Below are 9,341 nucleotides of genomic sequence, written 5' to 3' on the forward strand. Positions count from 1 at the left end.
GGGATGTCGTATTCCTTTGGGTGCAAAAACCTACACCGCCAACAAAAAAAACCCTACCCCCAAGGCATAGTAATCGACTTCAGATTAGTAAAACTCTTGATCGCCTCCTGCACCCCTTCCTTATACCCAAGCCCCGAATCCTTGATCCCCCCAAACGGCGTCAGTTCGATACGATAACCAGGCACTTCCCACAGGTTAACCGTCCCCACCTGCAACTCATCCGCAAAGCGGGCAAAGTCGTCCATCCGGTTGGTGCATACACCGGACGACAAACCAAAAGCGGTGCCATTGGAAATACGGATGGCCTCGTCGATATCACGGAAGGTGATGATAGGCGAGACGGGCCCAAAGGTTTCCTCGCGCACCACCGTCATGCCCGGATCAACGCGGTCGATCACGGTAGGCGAATAGCGCGCGCCATCGCGAAGATTGCCCAGCACCAGCCGCGCCCCCTGCGCCACCGCCTCCTTCACGCGGGACTCGAACAACGCGGCGGCCTCGGCGTCGATCACGGTGCCCATATCCACGGTGCGATCCATCGGGTCGCCATATTTCCAGGCACGCGTCTTTTCCACCACCAGCTCGGTGAAGCGGTCGGCCACAGCCTGATGCACCAGCATGCGCTTGACCGCAGTGCACCGCTGCCCGGAATTCTTGTACGAGCCCTGCACCGCCAGGTCGGCGGCGCGTTCCAGGTCGGCGTCGTCCATCACAATCAGCGGGTCGTTGCCGCCCAGTTCCAGCACCACGCGCTTGTAGCCGGCCTTGTTGGCGATGTACTTGCCGATGCCGACGCCTCCGGTGAAGGTGACCAGATCCACCGAGGGATGGGTGATCAGCTCGTCGGCGATTTCGCGCGGGTCGCCCGTCACCACCTGCAGCATCTGCGGCGGCAGGCCGGCTTCATACAGGATGTCGGCCAGGTAGCAGGCCGACAGCGGCACCTTTTCCGACGGCTTGAGCACCATGCGGTTGTTGGTGGCGATGGACGGCGCCACCTTGTGCGCGACCTGATTCATCGGGTGGTTGAACGGCGTGATGGCGCAGATCACGCCAAGGAACGGCGAGCGCTGGGTCATCACGCGGCGCTTCTTGCCGTGCGGGGTCAGGTCGCAGGAGAACAGCTGGCCGTCGTCGCGCAGGGTTTCGTTGGCGGCAAAGCCGAGCACGTCGGCCACCCGGCCGATCTCGTAGAGCGAGTCCTTCTTGCACAATCCGGATTCGAGCGTGATCAGGTCCGACGCTTCCTCCACCCGCTCGCGCAGCAGCGCGGCGGCGCGGTTGAGGATGGCCGCGCGTTCGAAGCGAGTCAGCGTGGAGCGGTAGGCGCGCGCCACGGCAAAGGCATGCCGCACGTCTTCCACGCTGGCCATCGGCACGGTGCCGACCAGCGAGCCATCGTAGGGGTTGCAGACTTCGATCACACGCTCGCGCGTGATTTTCTTACCGTCGATGCGCAGCGCTTCGGCGCGGAAATGCGGGCTGACTTGGCCGGCGGAAAACTGGGGGGCATTCATGTCGGTTCTCGCGTCAAGGATTCGGGCGGAATGGGGCTGCGCTCAGTGCAGGTGATTGAGCGCGACGTCGAAGATGTCGAAGTTGCGTAGCTGCGCCTTGCCGGGAATGCCCGCCGTGGCGCGGTTGAACACCAGCGGCACGGTCTGCTCCGACACGCCGCCATGCGAGCGCAGCGGCGCGTCCAGGCCGGACAGGTCGTGCCGGCTCTGGCTGGTGCCCAGTACCACATGCTTGCCGCTGACGATCACGAGATCGCCCACACGGTCCGGCGGCAGCTCGAAGCGCGCGCAGGCCTCGGCGTTATCGAGCACGCTGTCGATGCCCGGCAGCGCCGCCAGCCGCTCCTTCAGCGCGGCGCGGTCGGCATCCTCCGGCAGATAGACGGTGGCATACGAGCCGAGCGCGCCGTGGTGCACCACGTAGGGATCGGTGATCGGCAGGATCACGCGCGCGCCGCCCGCCTCCACGCCGCGGCCCAGCCACGCGTCGAGCTGGTCCTGCAGGTAGATCACGTTGGGGGCCTTGGTGGCATCGTCGTGCTTGGCGTTCATGCCGTGGTCGGCGGTCAGCGCCACCACGCAGCCGAGCGCGTCGAGCTGCGCCAGGTATTTGTCCATCATGGCGTAGAAGGCGTTGGCGCCGTCCGAGCCAGGGGCGAACTTGTGCTGGATGTAGTCGGTGGTGGACAGGTACATCAGGTCCGGCCGCCGCGTTTCCATCAGCCGCACGCCTGCCGCAAAGACGAACTCGGACAACGCCGCGCTGTACACGTCCGGCACCGGCATGCCGACCAGTTCCAGCACGTTGTCGATGCCGTTCTCCTCCACCGTGGCCTGGTCGGCCTTCTCCGAGGAAAAGCAGATGCCGCGCATGCCGTAGCCGAGCAGGCGGCGCAGCTTGTCCTTGGCGGTCACCACCGCCACGCTGGCGCCGGCATCGGCAAAGGCGGCCAGGATGGTGCCGGCGCGCAGGTACTTGGGGTCGTTCATCATGACTTCCTCGCCGCGCCCGCCGTTGGCGCTGCGGTCGAAGAAATAGTTGCCGCAGATACCATGCACCGCCGGCGGCGCCCCGCACACGATGGAGAGGTTGTTGGGGTTGGTGAAGGTGGGCACCACGCACGCCCCGCGGAAGCTGGCGCCTTCGGCCAGCAGGCGTTTCAGGTAGGGCGCGCTGCCGCTGGCCGCCGCCGCTTCCAGGTAATCGAATTCACAACCGTCCACGCAGACCACCACCACGGGCTGTTTCATCCATTGGTAGGTGCGCTGATTGACAGTGATGCTCGGTGCGGCGACGCTGGAAAGATTCGGGTTCGGCATATCGGGGGTTCCTGTGCGGGAGAGGAAAAGCTTCAGGGCGTATGGGTAGCGGCGCCGCCATCGACGGCGGCATGCATGCGGGCGCGGCCACGTTCCACGTGCTCGCGCATCAGCCTGCCGGCCAGCTCCACGTCGCGCCCGGCAATGGCGGACACGATCTCGCGGTGCTCGCGGGTCGAGGTGGGAATGGCGTTGCTGTCGGCGGACAGCGCCTCGCGCCGGTACAGGGTGAGTTCCTTGACCAGGCGCCGATAGGTATCCACCAGCTTGCGGTTGCCGGCGAGCTCCACCATGCGGTCGTGCAGGGCGAGGTTGAGGCGGGTGTATTCGTCGAGATCGCGCGCGGCGCTGGCCGCACCCATGGCCTCGATCAGCGCGCGCAGCTCGCGCACGCCTTCGGCCGTGATGTTGGCGGCGAGCAGGCGGCCCACGTATTCGTCCAGCACCGCGCGCAGCGCATAGATTTCGTCGGCTTCTTCCAGGGAGATGGCACGCACGAACACGCCGCGGTTTTTCTCGGTGCGCAGCAGGCCGGCCTGCTCCAGCGCCCGGAAGGCTTCGCGCAGCGGGCCGCGCGACACATTGAACTCGCCCGCGAGTTCGATTTCATTGAGCCTGGCGCCGGGCAGCAGACCGCCGGACACGATGCGCATTTCAAGCTCGCGCTGCACCAGGGTGGTCAGCGACTGGCTCTGCAGGATCGCAATATCGCTCGACTGAGCGGCTGGCCGTGACATGAAGACTCCTGATTCGGGACCATCGAAATTCCTGGTTGTCATTAAAGCAAGCAGTTTGTATATTGTCAACAAACTAGGCATCGGTGAAGAGCAGAAAACGCCACCCAACATCCCTGAAAAGTCCAGGCACACGTTTTACAAGCGTTGTAAAACAAGGGTTTAACGGTGATATGTGGTGATGCGATGGTGGTGCAACAAGCCCCAAAGCGCTGCAACAAATTCACCAAATTGACACACAATACAACCTAAAATGCCACAAGGAGCCCCACATGAAAGCGACGTTCAAGTTCGTTCCGCACCTGGCCGCCGGCGCCATCGCCCTGTGTTGCGCCAGTGCCGCGATGGCACAGAAGACCACCCTCACCGTCTATACGGCGTGGGAGATCGAGACGCTGAAGCCCTACGCCGAGGGCTTCGCCAAAGTCGCCCCGGACATCGAACTGAAGTACGTGCGGGACTCCACCGGCGTGATCACCGCCAAGGCGCTCGCGGAAAAAGCCAATCCGCAGGCCGACGTGATCGCCGGGCTGGCCGCATCCAGCCTGGAACTGCTGAAACAGGAAAACATGCTGACGCCTTACTCGCCAAAGGGCTTCGACCGTCTCACCCGCGACTACAGCGACAAGGCCACGCCGCCTAACTGGGTCGGCCTGGACGTATGGGGCGCCACCATCTGCTTCAACACCGCGGAAGCCAGGAAGCGCAACCTGCCCAAGCCGGAAACCTGGCGTGACCTGACCAAGCCCGTCTACAAGGGCATGATCGTGATGCCCAACCCGGCGTCGTCCGGCACCGGCTTTCTCGACGTGACCGCGTGGCTGCAACTGTTCGGCGAGCAGGAAGGCTGGAAGTACATGGACGCGCTGCACGAAAACATCGCCCAGTACACGCACTCCGGCTCCAAGCCGTGCAAGCAGGCCGGAGCCGGCGAGTTCCCGATCGGCATCTCGTTCGAGCTGCGCGCGCACAAGACCAAGGCCTCGGGCGCGCCCATCGACATGATCTTCCCGACCGAGGGGCTGGGTTACGACATCGAGGCCGCCGGCATCGTCAAGGGCACAAAAAAGCTGGAGGCCGCGCAGCGTTACCTGGACTGGCTGGCCAGCAAGGAAGCCAATGAACTGTTCGCCCGCGACTGGGCCATCGTGGCCTATCCCGGCATCGCCAAGAAGGTGGAAAGCATCCCGGTGAACTACGAAAAGATGCTGGTCAAGAACGACTTCAGCTATATCGCCAGGAACCGCGAGCGCGTGCTCAACGAATGGCAGAAGCGCTATAGCGGCAAGTCGGAAAAGCAATAAGGCAAACAATAAGGCAAACAATATGGCCGCCAGCGCGCACGGGCATGACGCCATGCCCGCGCGCGGCAGCGAGCCAAGCCAGCCCTCACCCCCACAAGAGGCGACACGCCATGCAAAACATGACCGCCAGGCACGATAGCTACCTCAGCCTGCAAGGCATCCAGAAGCGCTTCGGCGGCTTTACCGCCCTGCAACATATCGACCTGGAGGTACGCCAGGGCGAACTGCTGTGTTTCCTCGGGCCCTCCGGCTGCGGCAAGACCACCTTGCTGCGCATCATCGCCGGGCTGGAATCGCAAAGCGCCGGCACCATCATTCAGGCCGGCCGCGACATCTCCACCCTGCCGCCAATGGAACGCGACTACGGCATCGTGTTCCAGTCCTACGCGCTGTTCCCCAATCTCACCGTGGCGGACAACGTGGCCTATGGCCTGGTCAACCGCCGCATGCCGCGCGCGCAGCGGCTGGAGCGCGTGGCGGAACTGCTGACCATGGTCGGCCTGCCCGAGCGCGGCGGGCAGTACCCGGCCCAGCTATCCGGCGGGCAGCAGCAGCGCGTGGCCATCGCCCGCGCGCTGGCTACCTCGCCCGGCCTGCTGCTGCTGGACGAGCCGCTCTCCGCGCTGGACGCACGCGTGCGCGGGCGGCTGCGCGGCGAGATCCGCGCGCTGCAGCAGCGGCTGGACATCACCACCATCCTGGTCACGCACGACCAGGAAGAAGCACTGTCGATGGCCGACCGCATCGTGGTGATGAACCAGGGCGCCATCGAGCAGATCGGCACGCCCGCGCAAATCTACCAGCGTCCTTCCACGCCGTTCGCAGCCGATTTTGTCGGCCGCACCAATATGCTGGCGGCGCGCGTGGGCGGCGACGGCGAACTGCACCTTGGCGGCACGCGCATGCGCTGCGCGACGCCGCCCGGCTGTTGCGCGGATGAATCCGTGCAGGTGTTCTTCCGGCCAGAGGATGTCTGCGTGCGCGGCATCGAGCAGCACGGCGGCAATGTGCTGGACGCTACCGTCGACAAGATCGAGTTCCTGGGCGCGTTTTCCCGCCTCACGCTCAGGTTGCCGGACACGAGCGGCCACTGCGCCACGCTCTACGCGGATCTTTCGCTAAACGACCTGCACGACTTGCGCCCCAGCGCCGGCGATTTGCTGCGCCTGGCCATTCCCGCCGACCGCATCCGCATCTTCCGCCAAGCATGAGCCTCAGCCTATCCACCGCCCCGGTGGCTGAAGCCACCCCCCCCCCCCCCCCCNCCCCGCCGCCACCCGCGTGCGCGCGCACTGGACCGACCGCCTGGCGCTCGCCCTGCTGGGCGTGGCCGCGCTGGCCCTGCTGTGCTTCGTGCTGGCGCCCATCGTGATGATCCTGGCCAAGAGCGTGCAGAACCGCGACGGCAGCCTCGCCGGCCTCGCGCACTTCCGCGCCTACCTGGAGTCCCCTGCGCTGCTGCGCTCGGTGTGGAACAGCGTGTGGGTATCGACACTGGCCACCGCGCTGACCGTGCCGCTGGCGTTCACCTTCGCCTATGCGCTCACGCGCAGCCGCATCGCCTGCAAGGGCATGCTGCGCAACCTGGCGATGATCCCCCTGCTGGCGCCCTCGTTGCTGGCGGCGATCTCCTTTATCTTCTGGTTCGGAAATCAGGGCCTGCTCAAGCCCTACATGGGCGAGACGCAGATCTACGGCCCGCTGGGCATCGTCGCGTCGATGGTGTTCGCCACCTTCCCGCATGCGCTGATGATCCTGATCACCGCGCTGTCGCTGACGGACGCCCGCCTGTACGAAGCCGCCGACGCGCTCGGCACCTCCACGCTGCGGAAGTTCCTCACCATCACGGTCCCCGGCGCGCGCTACGGGCTGGTCAGCGCAGCCATGGTGGTGTTCACCTATGCGATTTCCGACTTCGGCATTCCCAAGGTGATCGGCGGCAACTTCCATATGCTGGCCACCGATATCTACAAGCTGGTGATCGGCATGCAGGATTTCTCGCAGGGGGCGGTGGTATCGCTGATGCTGCTGGTGCCGGTGGCCGTCACTTATTGCATCGACGCGCGCGTGCAGCGCCGCCAGATGGCGCTGATGACCGCCCGCTCCGTGCCGTACGTGCCGCGCCGCAGCCGCCGCTTCGATCTCTCCATGGCTGCGTTCTGCTGGGTCATGGCAGCGCTGATGGCGGCAGTGATGGGCATGGCGATCTACGCATCGTTCGTCAAGCTGTGGCCCTATAACTTCTCGCTCTCGCTCGATCACTACCGGGTTGGCCTGGTGGAAGGCGGCGTGGTGGACTCGTACTTCAACAGCCTGCGCATGGCAATCGCCTGCGCGCTGCTGGGACCCGCCTTCATCTTCAGCACGGCCTACCTGCTGGAGAAGACGCGCGGGCTGGACTGGCTGCGCGGCTTCGTGCGGCTGATGGCAGTGCTGCCGATGGGCGTGCCGGGGCTGGTGCTCGGGCTGGGCTACATCTTCTTCTTCGTGCCGGCGGCCAACCCGCTCAACGTCATGTACCAGACGCTGGGCATCCTGGTGCTGGTGACCATCGTGCACTACTACGCCTCCTGCCACCTGACCGCGGTGACCGCGCTCAAGCAGCTCGACAGCGAGTTCGAAGCCGTTTCCGCCTCGCTCAAGGTGCCCTTCTACACCACCTTCCTCAAGGTCACGGTGCCGGCCTGCCTGCCCGCCATCCTGGACATCTCGCGCTACCTGTTCATCAACGCCATGACCACCGTATCGGCGGTGGTCTTCCTGTATGGCGCGGATACCAAGCTGGCCTCGGTGGAGATCGTCAACCTCGACGAGAGCGGCGACATCGGTCCGGCCGCCGCCATGGCCACGCTGGTGGTGCTGACCTCCGCCTTCGCCTGCCTGCTGTACTACCTGCTGCAGCGCGTGCTCGATGCGAAGACGCAGGCCTGGCGGCAATCCGGCCGCAACGACTGATCGCAACCCAACGGCATTCCGTGCCCACGAGGCACGGAAGCCACCACTCCGACGATCCCAATCCCTGAATCCATCCCTGGAGCACAACCATGATCCGCGGCAACGACCCCATCCTGCTGACCCCCGGCCCCCTCACCACCTCGCTCGCCACCAAGCAAGCCATGCTGCGCGACTGGGGATCCTGGGACACCAGCTTCAACGCCATCACCCGCAGCCTGTGCGACGACCTCATCGCCATCGTGCACGGACAGGGCACCCACGTCTGCGTGCCCATGCAGGGCAGCGGCACCTTCTCGGTGGAAGCCGCCATCGCCAATGTCGTGCCGCGCGACGGCAAGGTGCTGGTGCCGCAGAACGGCGCCTATTGCCAGCGCATCCTCAAGATCTGCAAGGTACTGGGCCGCGCCAGCGTGGAACTGCCGATCCCCGAAGACCAGCCGGCGGCCGCCGCGCTGATCGAAGCCGCGCTCGCCCGCGATCCGTCGATCACCCATGTGGCGCAGGTCCACTGCGAGACAGGCGCCGGCGTGCTCAACCCCCTGCCCGAGATCGCCGCGCTATGCGCGCGCCTGGGCAAGGGCCTGATCGTGGATGCCATGAGCTCCTTCGGCGCGCTGGAAATCGACGCGCGCACCATGCCGTTCGACGCGCTGGTGGCGGCCACGGGCAAGTGCATCGAAGGCGTACCGGGCATAGGCTTCGTGCTGGTGAAGAAGACCGTGCTGGAAGCCAGCCAGGGCAACAGCCATTCGCTGGCGCTGGACCTGTACGACCAGTACACCTACATGCAGAAGACCACCCAGTGGCGCTTCACGCCGCCCACGCACGTGGTAGCGGCCTTCCGTGCCGCGCTCGACCAGTTCCTGGAAGAAGGCGGGCAACCGGTACGCGGTGCGCGTTATCGCGCCAACTATGAAACGCTGGTAAGCGGCATGGCGGAACTGGGCTTCCGCCCCTTCCTCTCGCCCGCCGTGCAGGCGCCGATCATCGTAACGTTCCATGCACCCTCCGATGCGCGCTACGACTTCAAGACCTTCTACGCCAAGGTACGCGAACGCGGCTACATCCTCTACCCCGGCAAGCTGACACAAGTCGAGACATTCCGCGTAGGCTGCATCGGCGCCATCGACGCCAACGAAATGCGCAACGTGGCGGGCGCCATCGGCGAGACGCTCCGCGAAATGGGCATCGAAATGAAGGCACCGCTGGCGCGGGCGGCTTGAGGCACTTGCACCGCCGTCGCCCAGGCGAACGCCGGCCCTCTCCCCCGTCCCCTCTCCCGCAAGCGGGAGAGGGGAGCAAACCGGTGGATGGCAAGGGGCGGCTCGCCGGCACAAGCAGGTATCGAACGATAGCCATAACGCTTGATATGCAAGGGCATCAAACAACGGCGGTGCCGCCAGAACACCGACTCGGTGTAGCCGTGTGGAGCGCCCCCAAGGGCGGTCCACACCGACCCGCGATGCGAAGCGAGCCGTCGAGGTGTACCAGGCCGTATGGGGCGCCTCGTC

General features: G+C 65.3%; 6 protein-coding genes and 1 pseudogene. 4 read left to right on the forward strand and 3 right to left on the reverse strand.

Going from position 1 to position 9,341, the window contains the following annotated elements; translation table 11 throughout:
* Positions 1-53: 53 nt before the first annotated feature.
* Genes phnY through CF70_RS00620 form a run of 3 tightly spaced genes read right to left on the reverse strand, consistent with a single transcriptional unit; the run spans position 54 to position 3,574 of the window.
* Positions 54-1,517: a phosphonoacetaldehyde dehydrogenase gene (phnY, locus tag CF70_RS00610; protein WP_035859038.1), complete on the reverse strand. Its 1,464-nt coding sequence runs from the start codon at positions 1,515-1,517 to the stop codon at positions 54-56.
* A 42-nt stretch (positions 1,518-1,559) separates the two neighbouring features.
* A complete protein-coding gene (phnA, locus tag CF70_RS00615; RefSeq protein WP_051647946.1) occupies positions 1,560-2,837 on the reverse strand; it encodes a phosphonoacetate hydrolase in 1,278 nt (425 codons plus the stop codon).
* A gap of 32 nt (positions 2,838-2,869) precedes the next feature.
* Entirely contained in the window at positions 2,870-3,574 is a 705-nt protein-coding gene (locus tag CF70_RS00620; RefSeq protein ID WP_035859041.1) for a phosphonate utilization associated transcriptional regulator, read from the reverse strand.
* A gap of 341 nt (positions 3,575-3,915) precedes the next feature.
* Here CF70_RS00620 and CF70_RS00625 point away from each other — a divergent pair, with 341 nt between their 5' ends.
* From CF70_RS00625 to CF70_RS00640, 4 genes and pseudogenes are all read left to right on the forward strand, one after another.
* Positions 3,916-4,875, forward strand: a complete 960-nt coding sequence (locus tag CF70_RS00625) for a putative 2-aminoethylphosphonate ABC transporter substrate-binding protein (RefSeq protein WP_235184838.1) — start codon at positions 3,916-3,918, stop codon at positions 4,873-4,875.
* A gap of 110 nt (positions 4,876-4,985) precedes the next feature.
* A complete protein-coding gene (locus tag CF70_RS00630) occupies positions 4,986-6,086 on the forward strand; it encodes a putative 2-aminoethylphosphonate ABC transporter ATP-binding protein (protein ID WP_035859047.1) in 1,101 nt (366 codons plus the stop codon).
* Positions 6,087-6,140: 54 nt separating this feature from the next.
* A pseudogene (locus tag CF70_RS00635) lies at positions 6,141-7,830 on the forward strand (putative 2-aminoethylphosphonate ABC transporter permease subunit); the annotation flags it as partial.
* Positions 7,831-7,919: 89 nt separating this feature from the next.
* Complete coding sequence (locus CF70_RS00640) at positions 7,920-9,053, forward strand: 2-aminoethylphosphonate--pyruvate transaminase (protein ID WP_035859050.1); 1,134 nt, start codon at positions 7,920-7,922, stop codon at positions 9,051-9,053.
* Positions 9,054-9,341: the final 288 nt, after the last annotated feature.

The organism is Cupriavidus sp. SK-3 (assembly GCF_000611145.1).
Classification (GTDB): Bacteria; Pseudomonadota; Gammaproteobacteria; order Burkholderiales; family Burkholderiaceae; genus Cupriavidus.

What these genes read in the sequence shown, in the direction of transcription:
- CF70_RS00630 (WP_035859047.1), top strand. Translation starts at nt 4,986, where the DNA reads ATGCAAAACATGACCGCCAGGCACGATAGCTACCTCAGCCTGCAAGGC.
- phnY (WP_035859038.1), bottom strand. Translation starts at nt 1,517, where the DNA reads ATGAATGCCCCCCAGTTTTCCGCCGGCCAAGTCAGCCCGCATTTCCGC.
- CF70_RS00640 (WP_035859050.1), top strand. Translation starts at nt 7,920, where the DNA reads ATGATCCGCGGCAACGACCCCATCCTGCTGACCCCCGGCCCCCTCACC.
- phnA (WP_051647946.1), bottom strand. Translation starts at nt 2,837, where the DNA reads ATGCCGAACCCGAATCTTTCCAGCGTCGCCGCACCGAGCATCACTGTC.
- CF70_RS00625 (WP_235184838.1), top strand. Translation starts at nt 3,916, where the DNA reads ATGGCACAGAAGACCACCCTCACCGTCTATACGGCGTGGGAGATCGAG.
- CF70_RS00620 (WP_035859041.1), bottom strand. Translation starts at nt 3,574, where the DNA reads ATGTCACGGCCAGCCGCTCAGTCGAGCGATATTGCGATCCTGCAGAGC.